Consider the following 19,159-nt stretch of genomic DNA (forward strand, 5'->3'; position numbering starts at 1 on the left):
GCGAAACAGGCGGCACGGACTGGGTGGACGCGGGCTGGTGACCGCCTGGTGGCCGCGGGAGGAACAGGCGGGGCGCCCCTGGAAACCGGGGCGCCCCTGGGGGATCAGCCCTCGGCCTTGAGCCAGCTCATCATCGGACGCAGCTTGGCGCCGGTCTTCTCGATCGGGTGCTCGGCCAGCTCCTCGCGGTAGCGGGTGAACTCCTTCTGCCCGCCGTCGAACTCCTCGACCAGCTGGCGCGCGAAGGTGCCGTCCTGGACCTCGGCCAGGATGCGCTTCATCTCCTTCTTCGTCTCCTCGGTGACGACGCGCGGGCCGCGGGTGTAGCCGCCGTACTCGGCGGTGTCGGACACCGACCAGTACATCTTGGAGACGCCGCCCTCGTACATGAGGTCGACGATCAGCTTCATCTCGTGGAGGCACTCGAAGTAGGCGACCTCGGGCTGGTAACCCGCCTCGATCAGCGTCTCGAAACCGGCCTTGATCAGCTCGGACACGCCACCGCACAGGACGGCCTGCTCGCCGAACAGGTCGGTCTCGGTCTCCTCCTTGAAGGTCGTCTTCAGCGCGCCGGCGCGGGTGCCGCCGATGCCCTTGGCGTAGGAGAGCGCGAGCTCCTGCGCGCTGCCCGAGGCGTCCTTCTCGACCGCGATGAGGCACGGCACGCCGCGACCCGCCTGGTACTGGCGGCGGACCAGGTGACCGGGACCCTTGGGGGCGACCATGGCGACGTCGACGCCCTCGGGCGCCTCGATGAGGCCGTAGCGGATGTTGAGGCCGTGGCCGAAGAAGAGCGCGTCGCCCTCCTGGAGGTTCGGCTGGATGTCCTTCTCGTAGATGCCGCGCTGCAGGTGGTCGGGCGCGAGGATCATGATCAGGTCGGCCTCGGCGGCGGCCTCGGCGGGCGTGACGACGCGCAGGCCCTCGGCCTCGGCCAGCTCACGGCTCTTGGAGGTCTCGGGCAGGCCCACGCGAACGTCCACACCGGAGTCGCGCAGGGACAGAGCGTGGGCGTGGCCCTGGCTGCCGTACCCGATGACGGCCACAACCCGCCCCTGGATGATCGACAGGTCGGCGTGGTCGTCGTAGAAGATCTCGGTCACTTACATAAACCTTTCAGGCGGTACGGTCCAGTGCCCTGAGGGACCGGTCGGTAATGGAACGGGCTCCGCGGCCGATGGCCACCATGCCCGACTGGACGAGCTCCTTGATGCCGAAGGGCTCCAGCACCTTGATGAAGGCCTCGAGCTTGTCCGGCGTGCCGGTGACCTCGATGGTCACGGCGTCGGAGGCCACGTCGACGCAGCGGGCCCTGAAGAGCTGGACCAGTTCGAGGACGTGCGAGCGGCTGTCGGCGTCGGCCTTCACCTTGATCAGCATCAGCTCGCGCTGCACCGACTGGGAGGTGTCGAGCTCAACGATCTTCAGGACGTTCACCAGCTTGTTGAGCTGCTTGGTGACCTGCTCGAGCGGGAGTTCCTCGACGGCGACGACGATGGTCATGCGGGAGATGTCGGAGTGCTCGGTCGGCCCGACCGCCAGCGAGTCGATGTTGAACCCGCGGCGGCTGAACAGCGAGGACACCCGGGCCAGCACACCCGGCTTGTTCTCCACCAGCACGGACAACGTGTGCCTGCTCATTGGTCGTTCACCACTCCTCGTTCACTCCGGGGGCGCTCGTTCCTCGCGACCCCTCCGCTCACTGCGTCGGGTTCACTCCTGGTCATTCTTCGCTCTCCCACTTCGGCGCCATGTCCCGGGCGATCTTGATGTCGTCGTTGCTGGTGCCCGCGGCGACCATCGGCCACACCATGGCGTCCTGGTGGACCACGAAGTCGACGACCACGGGGCGGTCGTTGATCTCCATGGCCTCCTTGATGACCGTGTCGACGTCTTCGGGCCGCTCACAGCGCAGGCCCACACAACCATAGGCCTCGGCCAGTTTCACGAAGTCGGGGATCCTGAGACTCGCCTGCAGGTTCGTGTTGGAGTAGCGCTGGTCGTAGAAGAGGGTCTGCCACTGCCTGACCATGCCGAGGTTGCCGTTGTTGATGATCGCGATCTTGACGGGCACGCCCTCGATCGCGCAGGTCGCCAGCTCCTGGTTGGTCATCTGGAAGCAGCCGTCGCCGTCGATCGCCCAGACCGTGGCGTCGGGGCGGCCCATCTTGGCGCCCATCGCGGCGGGGACCGCGAAGCCCATCGTGCCGAGACCGCCCGAGTTGATGAACGTGCCCGGGTTCTCGTAGTCGATGAACTGCGCGGCCCACATCTGGTGCTGGCCGACGCCCGCGACGAAGTAGGTGTCGGGGCCGGCGATCGCGCTCAGCCGCTCCATGACGTACTGCGGGGCCAGGGAGCCGTCGGCGAACTCCTCGTAGCCGAGCGGGTAGGTCTCCTTGTAGCCGTTGAGCGTCTTCCACCACTCGGTGTAGTCGCCCTTGCGGGGCTCGGCCTCGACCGCGTTGATCATCTCGGCGATGACCTCGCGGCAGTCGCCGACGATCGGCACGTCCGCGTGGCGGTTCTTGGAGATCTCGGCGGGGTCGATGTCGGCGTGGACGATCTTGGCGTGCGGGGCGAAGCTGGCCAGCTGCCCCGTGACCCTGTCGTCGAACCTGACGCCCAGGCCGATGATCAGGTCGGACTGCTGCAGCGCGCCGACCGCCGAGACGCTGCCGTGCATGCCGGGCATGCCCATGTGCTGCGGGTGGCTGTCGGGGAAGGTGCCGCGGGCCATCAGCGTGGTGACGACGGGGATGCCGGTCAGCTCGGCCAGCCTCAGCAGCTCGCCGGACGCGCCCGACTTGTGGACGCCGCCGCCGACGTAGAGGACGGGCCGCTTCGACTCGACGATGAGCTTGGCCGCCTCGCGGATCTGCTTGGAGTGCGGCCTGGTGACCGGACGGTAGCCGGGCAGCTGCATGACGGGCGGCCAGACGAAGGCGGTGTCGGCCTGCAGCGCGTCCTTGGAGATGTCGACGAGAACGGGACCGGGACGGCCGGTGGAGGCGATGTGGAAGGCCTCCGCGATCGTGCGGGGGATGTCGGCGGCGTCGGTGACCAGGAAGCTGTGCTTGGTGATCGGCATGGTGATGCCGGAGATGTCGGCCTCCTGGAAGGCGTCCGTGCCGATCAGGCTGCTCGTCACCTGCCCGGTGATCGCCACGATCGGCACCGAGTCCATGTAGGCGTCGGCAATGGGCGTCACCAGGTTCGTCGCACCAGGGCCGCTGGTCGCCATGCACACCCCGACCTTGCCCGTCGCCTGGGCGTAACCCTCAGCGGCGTGCCCGGCGCCCTGCTCGTGCCGTACGAGCACGTGACGAACCTTGGTCGAGTCGTAGAGGGGATCGTAGGCGGGAAGGATGGCGCCGCCAGGGATCCCGAACACGGTGTCGACTCCGACGTGCTCCAGCGCCCTCACGAGGGCTTGTGCACCTGTCATCCGTTCGGTCATCGCTCGTTCCTTGCGTGGCGTTGAGCACTGAGGACATAAAAAATGCCCCTCTCCCACGGATCTGTGGGACTCGGGGCGGCGCGCAGGTCGAAGTGCTTCGCTTAACGGCCTGCGCGCCAGCGAAGTACTACGAGAATCTCACTGCGAAGCATGGGCACCACCATAGCCGCTCCCGGGCAGTGCATGTCAACCTGGTGATACGCGCGTCTCACGATCCGAGACTGGTGAGGTTGGTCCGCATGAGCGAGTCGACCCCGCGCGCCGCCATGGGCCTGGCCACCAGGTAGCCCTGGCCTCGGGTGCACCCCATCTCCCTCAGCAGCTCGAGCTGCTCGGGCCGCTCGATGCCCTCGGCCACCACGATCAGCCCGAGGTCGCCGCCGAGCCGCACGATCGTGCGGGTGAGCAGGGTCAGCGTCTCGTCGCGACCGAGCCCTGAGACGAAGGACGGGTCGATCTTGATCATGTCGACCGGCAGCTGCCGCAGGAAGGCCAGCGAGGCGTAGCCGGTGCCGAAGTCGTCGATGGCCAGCCGCACGCCGAGCGCGCGCAGCTCCGACAGCCTGCTGATCGTCTCCTCTGCGTCCTCGACCAGCATCTCCTCGATCACCTCGAGGGTGAGCGCCGAGGCGGGCAGGCCGCTCTCCTCCAGCGCCTCGGAGACCGTCTCCACGAACCTGGGCGCGGTGATCTGCCGGGCCGACAGGTTGAGCGACAGCCCGATGTCCCAGGAGGAGGCGCGCCACGCGGCCACCTCGCGGCACGCCTCGCGCAGGATCCACTCGCTGAGCGGCACGATGAGCCCGGTGTCCTCGGCGGGGCCGAGGAACTGCTCGGGCGGCACGAACACCGAACCGCGCCACCACCGCACCAGCGCCTCGACCGCGGTCACCCGCGAGGTGGCCAGGTCGACCACGGGCTGGTACTCGATCGCGAACTGGTTCTCCATGAGCGCGCGCTGCAGGTCGGCGGCCAACTCCAGCCTGCGCACCACGTCGGCGTGCATGTGCGCGGCGAACACCTCGACCCGGCGACCACCCAGTTCCTTGGCCCTGGCCATCGCCACGTCGGCGTTGCGGATCAGGTCGCCGGCGGGCACGCCGTCCTCGGCGAAGGCCACGCCCACGCTGGCCGTCAGCGCCACGTCGCGGTCGGCCACCCTGAACGGCTCCTGCGAGACCGCCCGCACCAGCCGCTCGGCCACGTCGACCGCCACCTGCGCGGCCTCGGGCCCGGTCTCGACGAGGACGGCGAACTCGTCGCCGCCCCAGCGCGCCAGCGTGTCGTCGGGCCGTACGGCGCCGCGAAGCCGTCTGGCGGCCTGCCCGAGGAGGTAGTCGCCGCTGGCGTGGCCCACCGAGTCGTTGACCGAGGTGAACCCGTCGAGATCCAGGAAGATCACCGCCGTGCGCCCCGACACCTTGCCCTCGAGCACCTCGCGGGTGCGCTCCTCGAAGTAGGAGCGGTTGGGCAGCCCCGTGACGCCGTCGTGGAAGGTCAGGTGGGCGACCTGATTGCGCAGCGCCTCCTGGTCGCTGACGTCGCGCGTGGTGACCAGCAAGAGGTCCTCGCCGCGAACGTGGCGGGTGGCCACGGACTCGGTCGGCCGCCAGGTGCCGTCGGCGGCCCTGACCCTGCAGGCGATCAGGCAGGCGCCGGGCGCGACGGGATCCTCGTCGAGGCCCATCTGGCGCAGCGCGAGCTGGATGCCGGGCACGTCCTCGGGGTGGACGTAGTCGAAGATCGAGCCGCCGACCAGGTCGTCGGGGCGGTAGCCGTAGGTCACCTCGACGCCGGAGCCGATCTCGCGGACCACGCCCTCGTAGTCGCACAGCAGGACCACGTCGCCGGTGCTCTCGGCCAGCTCCCGCAGCTGTCGGTCGGCCAGCGCCACCAGGTGGCGCATGCGGGCGTTGGCGGTGACCAGCACGAACACGCGGATGACCAGGATCACGACCACGGAGGCGGCGACCAGCGCGACGCCCGTCACCGGCCGCCCCTGCGGCCTGATCACCAGCCCGGCCGCGGCGATCACGACCAGGACGAGCGGCACCACGGAGATCAAAGTGGCGGCCACCTGGCCCGTGCGGGGGCGGGACTCCTCGGCGCCCGCGTCGACGATCCGACTCGACCTTCCGCTCCAGGGCAGCGCGGCCAGCAGGAGGAAGGCGACGGGGGCGAGCAGCAGGCTCCAGCGGGGCGGATCGACGCCGCCGAGCCTGGCCACCGCCGCGGCCAGCTCGCCGATCGAGGCCGCGGCCAGCACCGCCAGGCCGGCCAGGCCCAGCGGCCAGATCGGCGATCTGGCGGTGACCACCACGGGCCCGACCGCGCAGGTCACCACGAGGCTGACCAGCGCGGGCAGCAAAGTGATCATGAACGTCGACGAGTCGCCGAGGTCGGTGTAGAGCGGTCTGAGCGCGACCACCCAGCTGATCAGGAACAGCGCGGCGGCGCACACGTAGGCGTCGGTGAGATGACGCAGGACGGCACGGGCGTGCAACGGCCGGCCCGCGGCCAGCACGCACCCGCCCGCCAGCAGCACGATCGCCACGAGCACGAGCAGGTCGGCGAAGTTGACCACGAGGCTCGAGCCCGCCGCGACGGGACGCAGGACCACGCCGAGGAGCCAGACGACCGCGCCCGAGCCGAGCCAGCGCGCGGCCGGCCGGTGCCCCGGCGCCATCTTGACCGAGGCGACAAGGAGCGAGACCGCGGCCAGCAGCGCGGCCAGCCCGCCGGCGACCGCGCCGGTCGCCAGGGCCGGCGCGCCCGCGAGCAGGGCAGCGGCGAGCCCCGCCACGCCTGTCGCGGCTGCGGCGGCGAGCGGCGCCCGTGGATCACGCCAGCGGATCAATGTCGTTGCCCATCCCGAGTCCGAGTCAGCTCACGTGACTGCCGGGGGTCGGCAGTCGCACATCGCCAGTGTGTGCGCTCCGGGGTGCGCGGGGGGTGACAACCCGGGAGTCGTCACCGATCTGATAACCATGAGGACCACTTCACTCGAAGATCTCCTTGACAACGGGTCAGCGAATGCTGTCGTGGAATCATCGATGACGCCCACCGTACGCACCGAAGGTCACGGGGCAGACACGTTCCGGAATCCCTTTGTCAGTACGACTCCGTGATCACGTTCTTCAGCGGCTCGCCCGCCAGGTAGCGCAGCAGCTGCGAGCGGATCAGCCGCAGTGACCTGCGGGTCGAGGCCGGCGTGCTGCCCGCGACGTGCGGGGTGATGAACACCCCTGGCGCGTTCCACAACGGATGTCCCTCGGGGATCGGCTCGGGGTCGCTCACGTCGAGCGCGGCGCGCAGCCGTCCCGACTCCAGCTCGGCCACCAGGTCGTCCGTGACGACCACCGCGCCCCTGGCGGCGTTGACCAGCAGCGCGCCGTCCTTCATCCTCGCCAGGAAGGCCGCGTCGACCATGCCCGTCGTCTCGGCGGTCGCGGGTACCAGGAGCACCACGACGTCGGCCTCGGGCAGCAGGCTCTCGAGCTCCTCCATCGCGTGGACGCCCTCGCGGGCCGTCCTCGCCACCCTGACCACCTCGACCTCGAACCCCTCCAGCCGGCGTTCGAGCGCGGCCCCGATGGAGCCGTATCCGACGATCAGCACTCGCGCGTCGGCCAGCACGCCGGTGTGGTGGTAGGTCCACTCCCCCCTGCGCTGGGCGTCGACGAAGCCGGGGAACTCCCTCAGCACCGCGATCATCGCGCCGACCGCCCACTCCGCGGTCCCCGCGTCGTGCACGCCCCGCGCGTTGCACAGCGTCACGCCCTGCGGCAGGTCCGGCCGGTACGGTTCGACGCCCGCGGTCACGGTCTGCACCAGCTTCAGCCGCTTCATCGCCGCCATCAGCCCGGGGGTGTCCGGCACCGGGATGAGCGGCGGGATCCACACCTCGACCTCGTCGGCCCCGTCGGGAACCGGCCCCTGGCCGTCGTAGACGACACACTCGACGTCGGGCAGGTCGGTCAGCACGCCGGCGGCCGCCTCGGACGGCACCCAGATCTTCATACGCCGAACTTTATGGGCACAGGGTCAGTATGGGACACATGAGGGCCTGGTTTGTGATCATGATGACCGCGTTCACGGTCGTGGGGTGCGCCGCGGCGCCGGCCGAGATCGCCGCCCGCCCGGCGGGCACGGCGAGCCCCACGACCACGCCGGGCGATCCCCGCACGATCGCCGAGGGGTTGTCGGTGCCGTGGGCGATCGCCTTCACGGAGGGCGGGGACGCGCTGGTGACCGAGCGCGACAGCGCGAGGCTGCTGCGCGTGACGGCGGCGGGGAAGGTCACCCCGCTGGGAGAGATCGAAGGCGTGGAACCGGACGGCGAGGGCGGCCTGATGGGGGTGGCCGCCCGAGGCGACCAGGTCTTCCTCTACTACACCGCCGCCTCGGACAACAGGATCGTCCGCTACCGGCTGGCCGGTGACACGCTCTCGGACCGGAAGGTGATCGTCAAGGGCATCCCCAAGGGCGGCATCCACAACGGAGGCAGACTCGCCTTCGGCCCCGACGGCTTCCTCTACGCCAGCACCGGCGAGACCGGCGACCAGGCCCTCGCCCAGGACCGCGACTCGCTCGCGGGCAAGATCCTGAGGATGACCGCCGACGGCGCGCCCGCGCCGGGCAACCCGTTCGGCACCCTGGTCCACAGCTACGGCCACCGCAACGTGCAGGGCCTGGCGTGGGACTCCTCGGGTCGGCTGTACGCCTCGGAGTTCGGCGCCAACTCCTTCGACGAGGTCAACCTGATCGAGGCGGGCGGCAACTACGGCTGGCCCGAGGTCGAGGGCGTCGGCGACGATCCCGACTACGTCAACCCGATCGTCACCTGGGACACCTCGGAGGCCTCCCCCTCGGGCATGGCCTACGCGGAGGGCTCGCTGTGGGTGGGCGCGCTGCGCGGGGAGCGGTTGTGGCAGGTGCCGCTGGACGGGGCCGGCTCGGCCGGCCGGCCGGTCGACCATCTGCGCGACGCCCACGGCAGGCTCCGCGCCGTCACCCTCGCCCCCGACGGCACCCTGTGGATCGGCACGAGCAACAAGGACGGCAGGGGCGACCCCCGTCAGGGCGACGACCGGATCATGTCGGTGCCCGTGGGCTGACTACTCCAGGTCGTCGGAGGGCGGCTTGACGCAGGTCACGAGCTTCTCCATGCGGTAGACCGTGGTCTTCGTGTCCCGCTTGACCTCCGCGCCGTCGTTGGAGATCACGCGGGTCACGTCGATCGTGAACCCCTCGTGGCCCTCGGTCGGCTTGCAGTCGGGGCTGTCGTCCTGCTCGCGGACCACCGGCACGACGTTCCTCTTCGGCGAGGTGACCGACTCGACCTTGTCGTAGCGCTTGGTGCTCCAGAGCGTGACCGTGATCGACGTGCTCGTGTAGGAGGTCTTGACCAGCACGCCGTACTCGGAGTCGTTCTTCCACTTCAGGTCGACGGTCGGCCAGAAGACGGTGGCCTCGCGGCCCGGCGGGTAGCGGGAGATCCAGTACATGTGGGCCAGGTGCTCGACGTCCTCGAAGCCGCCGAAGTAGGCCGCGTTGTACATCGTGGTCGCGAACTGCGAGACGCCGCCGCCGACGCCGTCCTCCATCTTGCCCGCGACGATCTGCCCGGCGGGCAGGTAGCCCTTGGCGGCGGTGCGCTCGCCCACGAGGCCGTTGATGGAGAAGGTCTCGCCGGGCCTGACGATGTGGCCGTCGACCGCGTCGGCCATCAGATGGATGTTGGTCACTCGGTTCTGGCAGCAGGGGTGCTGGGTGGTGAAGGAGCCCACCTTCTCCTTGATGCCCAGGCCGCGCAGCTCGCTGTCGGTCAGCCGCGGCGCGACGACCGCCAGCTCCACCGGGATGGTACGGCTGCCGCCCGACGCGAGCGCCTTGGCCACGTCCGCGGCGAGACGCTTGTCGTCCACGCCCTTGCCCTTGCGCGCGGGAACCAGCTTGAGCCGGTCGCCGACCACGTCGTAGGTGGCGTCGCGCGGCGCCTGGGCGGCGTCGATGAGCTGGCTCTCGATCCCGCTCAGCGCCTTCCTGGCGTCGAAGCGGGGTTCGAGGGCGCCCTCGCCGTCGGAGACGAAGGTGAGGTTGGCGGCGATGACCGAGGCGGGGATCTGCGCCTGCTTGCCGTCTCTGGTCAGGGTGATCGGTCCGGACACCGCCTTGGCCGCCGTGGCGGCGGCCGCCTTGACGGCGGCGGGCGTGGTCGTCGGCTGGTCCACCTTGACGGGCAGCGACACGGTCGCGCGCGGCTTGAGGAAGCCGTCGCTGATCAGCTTGACCGCGGCCTCCTGGTCGAGGACGACCCCGTCGCGCGGGGCCACGGAGACGGGCGTGGTCCCCTTGAAGACGACGCGCCCCTCCCTGGCCTTCTGGTCGACCTTGGCGGCCAGCGACTCGACGGTCCTGGCGAGCTGGGCGGACTCCACGGAGACCTTCGGCTCGATCTCGGTCGTCCCGGTCAGCGCCCGCCACACCTCGACGGGGTCGGGGAAGCCGCTGGGCGCCTGCTCGATCGTCCCCACGACGTCGAGCTCGACGCCCGCCTCGTCGGAGTCGATGGTCTCCTTGCGGCCGTTCACCTCGACGTCGAGGGGCAGCTCCACCTTGGGCGCCAGCTCGTCCCTGAGCGTGTCGGCCGCCTCGGTGACGGTCATGCCGCCGATGTCGACGCCGCCGACCCTGGTGCCGCGCAGCACGGAGCCGGACATGGCCACCGCGGGGACGAGGTAGGCCAGCGCCACCAGCACGCCGAGCACGATCGCGAGCACGGGGAGCAGGCGGCCGCCCCGCTTCGCGGGCGGGCGCGGCGGCTCCGAGGAGCGTTCCTGGAATCCGAAGTCAGGGGGCGGCGGGGGCGCGTCGTGGCGCTGCGGTTCCGCCATGGGCCACGGCTGGGGCACGGGGGCCACGGGCGGCAGCGCGTTCGGCCCGGCGGGAGCCGGTTCCCGCCGGCCTCCGGGGCCGTAGATGTCGGGTGAGACGCCGGGCGGCAGCCCGCCCATCCTGGGTTTCCTGCCATTACCCGGGGGTGGCGTGGGCACCGAGGCGAACGGGTCGGTCGGTGGATCGATCGGTCGGGCGTTCGCCACGCCTCAAACTCCTCCCCATCGCTGCTCTCCCTCAGGAAACAGTAAGGCACTCCTGGCACGATATGTACCTTGAATCAGGACATCCAGCGATAGCGGTGTTCGGGACGGCCCGTCGTGCCGTACCTGGGTCTCAGCTCGGCGCGGCCCGCCGCGCACAGGTATTCGAGGTAGCGGCGGGCGCTGACCCGCGACAGGCCGGTCAGCGCGGCGGCCTCGCTGGCCGACAGATCGCCGGCGGCCTGGCGCAGCGCGTCGGCGACCAGGGCGCACGTCGCCGAGGACAGTCCCTTGGGCAGAGGCGCGCGCACGACGCCGAAGAGGCGGTCGATGTCGTCCTGCCGTACCTCGGGGCCGATGGCGGTGAGCTGCCTGCGGGTGGCGGCGTACTGCGTGAGCCGCTCGGCCAGCGCGGCCGCGGTGAAGGGCTTGATCAGGTAGCTGATCGCGCCGCCGCGCATCGCCTCCCTGACCGTGGGCAGGTCGCGGGCCGCGCTGATCATGAGGACGTCCACGCCGCGCAGCCTGTTCAGCACCTCGAGCCCCGACATGTCGGGCAGGTAGATGTCGAGCAGCACCAGGTCGGGGTGCTCCCTCGCCACCGCGTCCAGGGCCGCGGCGCCGGTGTGGGCAGTGCCGACGACCTCGAACCCCTGCACCTTCGACACGTAGCCGCCGTGGATGCGCGCCACCATGAAGTCGTCGTCGACGACGAGCACACGGACGGTCATGGCAGCAACGCCGTGAACACGGCGCCTCCCGCGTTGTGGACGCGCACCCAGCCACCCCTGCGCATGCACGCCTGCCTGGTGAGGGCCAGGCCCAGCCCGCGCGGCCCCGAGTGCGCCGCCTTGGTGGTGAACCCCTCCCTGAAGACCTCTTCGACCAGGTCGGCGGTGATGCCGGGGCCCGAGTCGCCGACCCGCACCCGCAGGCCCTCCTCGGTCGCCCGCACCGAGACCTCGATCGTCCCCTGCGCGCCGTCGAGCGCGTCGATCGCGTTGGCGACCAGGTTGCCGACCACGAGCACGGCGTCCTGCGGGTCGTCGATCACGCCCTCGGGCACGCAGGTGTCGTCGGCGAGCACCAGGGTCGCGCCGCGCTCGGCGGCCTCCGCCGACTTGGCCAGCAGCAGCGCGGCCAGCGTGGGATCGGCGACGCGGTCGCGGATGCCGGTCGCGTAGGTGTTGCGGGTGGTCCTGGTGATGAAGCTGACCGCGGCGTCGTGCTCGCCGAGCTCCAGCAGGCCGACCACGGTGTGCATCCTGTTGGCGAACTCGTGGGCCTGGGCGCGCAGCGCCTCGGTGGCCGAGCTGGCCGAGTCGAGCTCGGCGGCCAGCCGTACCAGCTCGGTGCGGTCGCGCAGGGTGATCACCCAGCCGCGCTGCCTGCCGCGCACGGACACGGGGGTGCGGTTGAGCACCAGCACCCGCTCGCCGTGCAGCACGATCCGGTCCTCGCCGGGGTCGGCGCCGCCGAGGACGTCGCGCATGCGCTCGGAGACCGGCATCGCGGTCAGGTCGGCGCCGACCTCGCCGAGCAGCTCGCGGGCGGCGTCGTTGACCAGCGTCACCCTGCCCTCCATGTCGAGGGCGAGCACGCCCTCCTTGACCCCGTGCAGCACGCCCTCGCGCTGCTCGAGCAGCTTGGCGATCTCTCCCGGCTCGAGGCCGAAGGTCTGCCTGCGCACCCTGCGCACGATGAGCGCCGCCGCCGCCGAACCGGCCACCAGGACGGCGAGCGCCGTGTAGAGCAGTGGCGCCAGGACCGCCCCCACCTGGGCGTCCACCTTCTCCACGAGCACGCCGACCGAGGTGAGCCCGATGACCGTGCCGTACTCGTCGTAGATCGGCGCCTTGCCCCGCACGGTGGTGCCGATCGTGCCGGTCTGGACCCCGACCCACTTCTGCCCCGTCAGCACCTGCGAGCCGTCGGTGGACAGCCGCTTGCCGATGAGGGAGGTGTTCGGGTGGGCGTAGCGCTTCTGCTCCCTGTTGGCGATCACCACGTAGTCGGCGCCGGTCTCCAGCTGGACGCCCGCGGCGATGGGCTGCAGCAGCGCGGACGGATCCTCGGCGGCGAAGGCGGCCCGCACCTGCGGCATCCCCGCCACCGCCTCGGCGATCGCCAGCGCCCGCTGCTGGTACTGCGAATCGAGCTGGGTGCGGGTGTGCTGGGCCCACACGACAGCGGTGCCGCTGACGGCGAGGACGACGATCACCATCTGCAGCACGAAGAGTTGCGTGCCGAGTCTCACAGCTGCCATGCAAGCACCGGCAGGTCACGCCAGGGTCGCGACCAATATGTCCTTTACGACGGCAAGCGAGTAAATACTCGACGTGGGGGGATGTCCGTTTCACCATCCAGTATTCGAAATTGTGACCCCCCGTTTTGGAGTGATCATGCGACTCCGCATACTTGCCGCAATTGCCGCCCTCTCCGTCGCGGCCCTCACCGGCTGCGGCGGCCAGGGAACGACCGGCGGAACCGGCACACTGCGCATCATGGCGCCCGCCGCCGTCGGCGGCGGGTGGGACCAGACCTCCCGTACGGCGGAGCAGGCCATCAAGTCCGTCTTCCCCGACCGGAAGATCGAGGTCTTCAACGTGCCCGGCGCCGGAGGCACCATCGGCCTGGCCCAGCTCGCCGGCGAGAAGGGCAACGGCAACATGCTCATGACCATGGGCCTGGTCATGGTCGGCGCGATCGAGCAGAACAAGTCCAAGGTCACGCTGGCGGACACGACGCCCATCGCCAAGCTGACCGAGGAGTACGAGATCGTCGTCGTGCCCGCCGACTCGCCGCTGAAGACGCTGGCCGACCTGGCCGCGGCGTGGAAGGCCGACCCCGCCAAGGTGTCGGTCGCGGGCGGCTCGGCCGGCGGCACCGACCACATCCTGGCCGGGCTGATGGCCAAGGCGGCCGGCGTCGACCCCAAGCGGGTCAACTACATCGCCCACTCGGGTGGCGGTGAGGCGCTCAACGCCCTGCTCGGCAACAAGGTCACCATCGGCGTCTCGGGCGTCGGCGAGTTCGCCGAGCACGTGAAGTCGGGCAAGCTGCGCGCGCTGGGCGTCTCCTCGCCCGCCCGCATCGACTCGGTGGACGCGCCCACGCTGAAGGAGGGCGGCCTCGACGTCGAGCTGGCCAACTGGCGCGGAATGGTCGCCCCCGCCGGGGTGAGCGACGTCGACAAGAAGTCGCTCATCGATCTGGTGACCAAGATGCACGACTCGCAGGCGTGGAAGGACGCGGTGGCCAAGAACGGCTGGATCGACGCCTTCCAGACCGGCCAGCAGTTCGCCGACTTCCTGACGGCCGAGCAGACGCGCGTCAAGGCGGTCATCGCCGAGATGGGGCTCGTCTCCTGATGTCCGCGCCGCGCGACGACGGCGCCACCCCGGGTGGCGCCGTCCCTCCTCCCACCGGGAGTCATGCCACGAACCCACCAGGAGAGGCGAAGCGGCACGCCTGGTGGCGGCCCGAACTCGGCCTCTCCCTGGTCGTCCTCGTCCTGGGTGTGCTCGTCATCGTCGGCACGCTGGACGTCGCCGCCGCCACCTCGGCCCTCGGCCTCGGCCCTCGGTTCTTCCCGATGCTCGTCGGCGGCTCCCTCGTCCTCATCGGCGTCTTCTACACCCTCGACGTCCTGCGCGGCGGCAGGGGCGACCCCGAGGAGAGCGAGGACATCGACGCCGACGCCCCCGCCGACTGGAGAAGCGTCGGCCTGGTCAGCGGCATCTTCCTGGCCTTCACCGCGCTCCTCGGCACCCTCGGCTGGATCATCGCCGCCTCCCTGCTCTTCTTCGGCCTCTCGGTCGTCCTGGGCGCCGGCAGCAAGCCGAGGGCTGCGGTCATCGCCGTGGTCCTCGGCGTGCTCTCCTACGTGGCCTTCGTCAAGGGCCTCGGCGTCACCCTGCCCGGCGGCCTCCTGCAGGGGGTGATCTGAGTGGAATCGCTCCAGCTCCTCCTGGAGGGCTTCGGCACCGCCCTCACCCCGGTCAACCTGCTCTACGCGCTCGTCGGCGTCACGCTCGGCACGCTGGTCGGCGTCCTGCCCGGCATCGGGCCCGCCATGACCGTCGCCCTGCTGCTGCCCATCACCTTCACCGTGCCCCCGGCCAGCGCGTTCATCATGTTCGCCGGCATCTACTACGGCGGTATGTACGGCGGCTCCACCACCTCCATCCTGCTCAACACGCCCGGCGAGTCGTCCTCGATGATCACGGCGCTCGAGGGCAACAAGATGGCCAGGCGGGGCAGGGCCGCCCAGGCGCTGGCCACAGCCGCCATCGGCTCGTTCGTCGCGGGCACGATCGCGACCGGCCTGCTGGTCGTGGCCGCCCCCGCGGTGGTCGACTTCGCGATCTCCTTCGGCCCCGAGGACTACTTCGCGCTGGCCATCCTGGCCTTCACCGCCATCTCCTCCGTGCTGTCGCGCTCGATGGTCCGCGGCCTGGCCTCCCTCGGCCTCGGCCTGGTGATCGGCCTGATCGGCATCGACGTGCAGACCGGACAGGCCCGCCTCACCCTCGGCGTCCCCCAGCTGCTCGACGGCATCGACGTGGTGATCGTGGCGGTCGGCCTGTTCGCGCTGGGCGAGGCGCTCTACGTCGCCTCCAGGCTGCGCCACGCCAGCCCCGAGGTGGTCCCCGTGGGCGCGGCGTGGATGGGCCGCTCGGACTGGGGCCGCTCGTGGAAGCCGTGGCTGCGCGGCACCGCGTTCGGCTTCCCCTTCGGCGCGCTGCCCGGCGGCGGCGCCGAGATCCCCACCTTCCTGTCCTACGCCACGGAGAAGAAGCTCGCCAGCGGCGTGGCCAAGGAGGAGTACGGCAAGGGCGCCATCGAGGGCGTGGCGGGCCCCGAGGCCGCCAACAACGCCTCGGCGGCGGGCACCCTGGTGCCCCTGCTCACCCTGGGCCTGCCCACCTCCGCCACCGCCGCGATCATGCTGGCCGCCTTCCAGCAGTACGGCCTGCAGCCCGGCCCCCAGCTGTTCAACCACAACCCCGCCCTGGTGTGGGGCATGATCGCCTCGCTGTTCATCGGCAACGCGATGCTCCTGGTGCTGAACCTGCCGCTGGCCCCGCTGTGGGCCCGCGTCCTGCGCATCCCGCGGCCCTACCTGTACGCGGGCATCGTGCTCTTCGCCGCGCTGGGCGTCTACGCGCTGAACTCCTCGGCGGTGGACCTCGTCGTCCTGTTCGTGCTCGGCCTGCTCGGCTACGCCATGCGCCGCTTCGGCCTGCCGATCGCCCCCGCAGTGATCGGCATGATCCTCGGCCCCATGGCCGAGATCCAGCTGCGCAGGGCGCTGGCCATCAGCGCGGGCGACGTGACGACACTGGTGAGGAGCCCCATCGCGGCCGTCCTGCTCGCCCTGGCCGCTCTCGCCCTCCTGACGCCGCTGTTCCGGCGCCTGTGGGCACGCCGGCGCGGCGAAGCGGTCACACCTGCGTCACGGGTGGAGTAGCCCGGAGCCTCAGGGGGCATCTCCCCTGTGGTTCTTGGGACATGACGTCGAGGCCCCGCCGGCCCGTCCAGCCGGCGGGGCTTCCGTGTCGTGGCAGGCGACCTCGCCCCGGCGATCAGCGGATTCCCGCCGGAAAGGTGACGGTGCCGTCCCCGGTGCGTACGGTCACCGTCCTGCCGTCGCACGCCACCCGCGCCCGGCCCGGCACGACCACCGTCAGCAGCGATCGGGCGGCGGGAGAGGTGATCGTGACGGTCTTCACCCGCTTGAGATAGCCGGGCGAGATCTCTCCCGTGCCCACCCGTTGCCCGCCGATCCTGCGGCACGCGGGCATCTCCAGCTGGACCAGCGTGGGCCTGCTGCCCGGCGCCAGATGCCACAGGTTGCGCAGCCGATGCCCCTCTGGCACCTCGTCCAGGACGGCGAGCACGTCCGTGCCGTGGTTGACCAGCACCTTCCTGGTACGGCTGACGCCGTACGCGTCGTCGGTGAGCTCGTAGGTCTGCCGGGCGGGGGTGATGGACGAGCCGGTGAGCCGCGTCGCCGTACCGGGGCGGAAGGCCGCGCCCTCGACCACGGGCACGTTGTGCGCCTCAGGTGTGACCGTCCAGCGGGGGTAGGCCGCCTTCTCGTAGGAGTGGAAGCCCGCCTCCACCAGCACGTCGCGCCCCTTGGCCTGGTAGGTGACGCCCAGGTGGTCCTCGTGGCCGTGGTAGCGGCGCGGCGGGCCGAACCTGATCGAGTAGAAGGCGGCGCCAGGCGACCAGTCGGTCCTGCCGAAGACGTAGCCGCCGTCGAACACCCCCACCGTGGCGCCGGGACGGCGGAAGCCGGTGGGACGCATGTCGGCGGGGCCGTCGCCGATCGCGACGAGCCGGCCGTCGGGCTGGATGGCGTGCGCCACGTACGACTCCAGGGCCCGCCGCCTGGTGGACAGCTCCTTCGGCACGCCGAGACCGCACTGCCTGATGGCGGCGAACGCGACGCCGAGCCGCTGGTGGACGTAGACGCCGTAGCGCGGCGCCTGCTCCTGCAGGGTGCCCTGCCCGTCGATGGCGGCCCTGGCCGACTCGGTCATCCTGCGGAGCGCGAGGTCGCGCCACTCCGCCACGCCGAGCCTGCAGCCGATGCTCAGCAGCGCGATGTCCTGGTCGAGGCCGTGGTTGTGGCCGCCCTTGTAGAGCGAGGCGTCGGCCAGCACCTCAGCGTGCTCGACCAGCGTCTCCGACAGCCACTCGGCCTTCACGTAGGTGCTGAGGCAGACCAGCGCGGGGGCGCGCAGGGCGATCGGGTGCTCGGCCCACGCCCACTCGCTGACGCCCCAGCCGCCGCGCGGGTTGTCCCGCACCCAGTCGAGGGCGGTTCCCTCCGCGCGCCTGAGGGCGTCGGCGCCGCCCGTGGTCTCGTAGGCGACGACGAGGCGGCCGACCCAGCGCAGCGCGTGCAGGTTCAGCGCCCACGACCGGTTGCGGTAGGGGTCCATCCGCCAGTCGACGTCGACGCCGAGCTCGACGGGCGGCAGGCCGACGAAGGAGATCGGGCCCCTCATCACGTCGGCGGCGGCGAACTGGGTCCTGTCGCACATCGGTCGTCCGCCGGCCGCCGCCAGGCTGGGCCCGCCCGGCCTGACCAGGAAGCCGATCGCGAGCACGCAAAGGACGACCGACACGATCGCGCGCTTCACGGCTTGACGTCGGTCCATCCCGCTTCGAGCACGACCTCGGTGGCCGTGCCCGTGGTGGCGCGCAGGACCTGGCCGCTGCGCCGGTCGATGACCAGCTCGCGGCGCACCCCGCGCACCTCGTAGCTGAAGGCGCCCTTCCCCAGGTAACGCACGTTGGACAGGCCGGCGAGCGCCCGGTAGGCGGCGGCGCGGACGTCGGGCGGGGCCGGCTTGCTCCACAGCAGGCCGGTGAGCGCGTCGGCGACCACCCCTTCGCGGTCCTGCCTCGGGACGTCCTTGAGGATGCCGTTCACCCGTTCGCGCAGCGGCCCGACCTCGTCGGGCAGCGCCTCGATCTGGGCGATCGTCAGCTCATGACCGCCCATCGTGAAGGGCCCCTTGCCGGTGAAGGGGACCGGCTTCTTCCCGCCCTGGCTGGTCCAGGCGCGACCGTCCCTCGCCACCCACAGCTGCCTGACGTCCGATCCGTTGAGCACCCGCTTGACGTGCCAGTAGGCGCCCTTCGTCACGGGCCTGGTCTCCACCACGCCGGCGGCGGCCAGCAGCACGCCCTCTCCCTCGTCGGTCAGGAGCGCGGGCCCGGCGAAGGCCACCGCCGCCATCGCGACGATCGCCGCCCCTGCCGCGATCGGCGCCCACCACGCCCGCGCCCTGCTCGGCGGGCGCCGCGTGGCCGGCGCGGGCCCGCGGGACCGGCCCGCTCTGGCGGGCGCGGCGCGCTCCGCGTCGAGCCTGGCCGCCACCCGCGCCCTGACCTCCGGGTCCAGGGACGGCTCGCCGTACAGCTCGCGAACCTTGTTCAGCTCATCCACGGTCGCCCTCCATCGGGTTGGTGCCGCCAAGGGCCTTGCGGAGCTTCTTCCTCGCCCGGTTCAGCCGGGAGCCGACCGTGCCGTAGGGGATGCCGAGCGCCGTGGCGATCTCCTCGTGGGAGAGCCCGGCGAGCGCGACGAGCAGGAGCACGTCGCGGTCGCCCTTGCCCAGCCTGGAGATCGCGCCGGCCAGGCTAGGGCCGAGGCTCTGCGCGCTCACCCGCACGGCCACCCCTTCCGCGAGGCCCTGCACGTCGCGGTCGTGGGGCAGGCGGTCGAGCGCCCTGAGCGCGCGGACCTCCGAGCGGCGGTGCTTGCCGACGAGGTTGGTGGCGATGCCGTACAGCCAGGACCTGACGCTCGCGCGCGAGGGGTCGTACTGGCCGCGTTTGCGGAAGGCGGTGAGGAAGGTCTCGGCGACCACGTCCTCGGCGTCGTCGGGGCCGAGCCGCTGGGCGACGTACCTGTGGATCTCCCCGAAGTGGGCGTCGAAGATCTCGCCGAAGCCCTCGGGGTCGGCGAGATCCGGTTGGTGCACCGCGGCTGCGGTCATGGGCGGCCTTCCGTGTGCGAAGCGGTCGATAGGTATCACCCGATCAGCCGGTTCACTTTCACGGTCTTTTCCGCGCG

Annotated in this window: 15 protein-coding genes; 4 read left to right on the forward strand and 11 right to left on the reverse strand. The window is 71.1% G+C overall.

What is annotated here, in order from left to right; translation table 11 throughout:
- Positions 1–104: 104 nt before the first annotated feature.
- The 5 genes from ilvC to H4W81_RS28545 form a co-directional block, all read right to left on the reverse strand.
- Positions 105–1,094, reverse strand: coding sequence for a ketol-acid reductoisomerase (ilvC, locus tag H4W81_RS28525; protein WP_192781091.1), 990 nt, complete (start codon positions 1,092–1,094; stop codon positions 105–107).
- 22 nt (positions 1,095–1,116) lie between these two features.
- The gene (gene ilvN, locus H4W81_RS28530) at positions 1,117–1,641 is read right to left on the reverse strand and encodes an acetolactate synthase small subunit (protein ID WP_192777643.1); all 525 of its coding nucleotides are present in this window, start codon (positions 1,639–1,641) and stop codon (positions 1,117–1,119) included.
- A gap of 82 nt (positions 1,642–1,723) precedes the next feature.
- The gene (locus H4W81_RS28535; protein WP_318782009.1) at positions 1,724–3,517 is read right to left on the reverse strand and encodes an acetolactate synthase large subunit; all 1,794 of its coding nucleotides are present in this window, start codon (positions 3,515–3,517) and stop codon (positions 1,724–1,726) included.
- A 151-nt stretch (positions 3,518–3,668) separates the two neighbouring features.
- A complete protein-coding gene (locus H4W81_RS28540; RefSeq protein WP_192781092.1) occupies positions 3,669–6,314 on the reverse strand; it encodes a putative bifunctional diguanylate cyclase/phosphodiesterase in 2,646 nt (881 codons plus the stop codon).
- 257 nt (positions 6,315–6,571) lie between these two features.
- Complete coding sequence (locus H4W81_RS28545) at positions 6,572–7,480, reverse strand: 2-hydroxyacid dehydrogenase (RefSeq protein ID WP_192777645.1); 909 nt, start codon at positions 7,478–7,480, stop codon at positions 6,572–6,574.
- 29 nt (positions 7,481–7,509) lie between these two features.
- Between H4W81_RS28545 and H4W81_RS28550 the strand changes: the two genes are divergently transcribed.
- The gene (locus tag H4W81_RS28550) at positions 7,510–8,577 is read left to right on the forward strand and encodes a PQQ-dependent sugar dehydrogenase (RefSeq protein WP_192777646.1); all 1,068 of its coding nucleotides are present in this window, start codon (positions 7,510–7,512) and stop codon (positions 8,575–8,577) included.
- Here H4W81_RS28550 and H4W81_RS28555 read toward each other — a convergent pair whose 3' ends face one another.
- The 3 genes from H4W81_RS28555 to H4W81_RS28565 form a co-directional block, all read right to left on the reverse strand.
- Positions 8,578–10,563 carry a VanW family protein gene (locus tag H4W81_RS28555; protein WP_192777647.1) on the reverse strand — a complete coding sequence of 662 codons (1,986 nt, stop codon included), beginning with the start codon at positions 10,561–10,563 and terminating at the stop codon, positions 8,578–8,580.
- Positions 10,564–10,637: 74 nt separating this feature from the next.
- Complete coding sequence (locus H4W81_RS28560; RefSeq protein ID WP_192777648.1) at positions 10,638–11,291, reverse strand: response regulator; 654 nt, start codon at positions 11,289–11,291, stop codon at positions 10,638–10,640.
- The gene (locus tag H4W81_RS28565; protein ID WP_192777649.1) at positions 11,288–12,826 is read right to left on the reverse strand and encodes an ATP-binding protein; all 1,539 of its coding nucleotides are present in this window, start codon (positions 12,824–12,826) and stop codon (positions 11,288–11,290) included. Before H4W81_RS28565 ends, H4W81_RS28560 begins: the two co-directional genes overlap by 4 nt.
- A 136-nt stretch (positions 12,827–12,962) precedes the next feature.
- Between H4W81_RS28565 and H4W81_RS28570 the strand changes: the two genes are divergently transcribed.
- Genes H4W81_RS28570 through H4W81_RS28580 form a run of 3 tightly spaced genes read left to right on the forward strand, consistent with a single transcriptional unit; the run spans position 12,963 to position 16,033 of the window.
- On the forward strand, positions 12,963–13,931 hold the full coding sequence (locus tag H4W81_RS28570) for a Bug family tripartite tricarboxylate transporter substrate binding protein (protein ID WP_192777650.1): 969 nt from the start codon (positions 12,963–12,965) through the stop codon (positions 13,929–13,931).
- Complete coding sequence (locus tag H4W81_RS28575) at positions 13,931–14,509, forward strand: tripartite tricarboxylate transporter TctB family protein (protein ID WP_192777651.1); 579 nt, start codon at positions 13,931–13,933, stop codon at positions 14,507–14,509. Before H4W81_RS28570 ends, H4W81_RS28575 begins: the two co-directional genes overlap by 1 nt.
- Positions 14,510–16,033, forward strand: a complete 1,524-nt coding sequence (locus H4W81_RS28580) for a tripartite tricarboxylate transporter permease (RefSeq protein WP_192777652.1) — start codon at positions 14,510–14,512, stop codon at positions 16,031–16,033.
- A gap of 115 nt (positions 16,034–16,148) precedes the next feature.
- Here H4W81_RS28580 and H4W81_RS28585 read toward each other — a convergent pair whose 3' ends face one another.
- Genes H4W81_RS28585 through H4W81_RS28595 form a run of 3 tightly spaced genes read right to left on the reverse strand, consistent with a single transcriptional unit; the run spans position 16,149 to position 19,082 of the window.
- Positions 16,149–17,717 carry a heparinase II/III domain-containing protein gene (locus H4W81_RS28585; protein ID WP_318782010.1) on the reverse strand — a complete coding sequence of 523 codons (1,569 nt, stop codon included), beginning with the start codon at positions 17,715–17,717 and terminating at the stop codon, positions 16,149–16,151.
- Complete coding sequence (locus tag H4W81_RS28590; RefSeq protein ID WP_192777654.1) at positions 17,714–18,529, reverse strand: hypothetical protein; 816 nt, start codon at positions 18,527–18,529, stop codon at positions 17,714–17,716. The genes H4W81_RS28585 and H4W81_RS28590 overlap by 4 nt, the downstream gene beginning before the upstream one ends.
- On the reverse strand, positions 18,522–19,082 hold the full coding sequence (locus tag H4W81_RS28595; RefSeq protein WP_192777655.1) for an RNA polymerase sigma factor: 561 nt from the start codon (positions 19,080–19,082) through the stop codon (positions 18,522–18,524). The genes H4W81_RS28590 and H4W81_RS28595 overlap by 8 nt, the downstream gene beginning before the upstream one ends.
- Between the last annotated feature and the right edge of the window lie 77 nt (positions 19,083–19,159).

This window comes from Nonomuraea africana, from assembly GCF_014873535.1.
GTDB classification, from domain to species: Bacteria; Actinomycetota; Actinomycetes; order Streptosporangiales; family Streptosporangiaceae; genus Nonomuraea; species Nonomuraea africana.

What these genes read in the sequence shown, in the direction of transcription:
- ilvN (WP_192777643.1), bottom strand. Translation starts at nt 1,641, where the DNA reads ATGAGCAGGCACACGTTGTCCGTGCTGGTGGAGAACAAGCCGGGTGTG.
- H4W81_RS28545 (WP_192777645.1), bottom strand. Translation starts at nt 7,480, where the DNA reads ATGAAGATCTGGGTGCCGTCCGAGGCGGCCGCCGGCGTGCTGACCGAC.
- H4W81_RS28550 (WP_192777646.1), top strand. Translation starts at nt 7,510, where the DNA reads ATGGGACACATGAGGGCCTGGTTTGTGATCATGATGACCGCGTTCACG.
- H4W81_RS28560 (WP_192777648.1), bottom strand. Translation starts at nt 11,291, where the DNA reads ATGACCGTCCGTGTGCTCGTCGTCGACGACGACTTCATGGTGGCGCGC.
- H4W81_RS28565 (WP_192777649.1), bottom strand. Translation starts at nt 12,826, where the DNA reads ATGGCAGCTGTGAGACTCGGCACGCAACTCTTCGTGCTGCAGATGGTG.
- H4W81_RS28570 (WP_192777650.1), top strand. Translation starts at nt 12,963, where the DNA reads ATGCGACTCCGCATACTTGCCGCAATTGCCGCCCTCTCCGTCGCGGCC.
- H4W81_RS28575 (WP_192777651.1), top strand. Translation starts at nt 13,931, where the DNA reads ATGTCCGCGCCGCGCGACGACGGCGCCACCCCGGGTGGCGCCGTCCCT.
- H4W81_RS28595 (WP_192777655.1), bottom strand. Translation starts at nt 19,082, where the DNA reads ATGACCGCAGCCGCGGTGCACCAACCGGATCTCGCCGACCCCGAGGGC.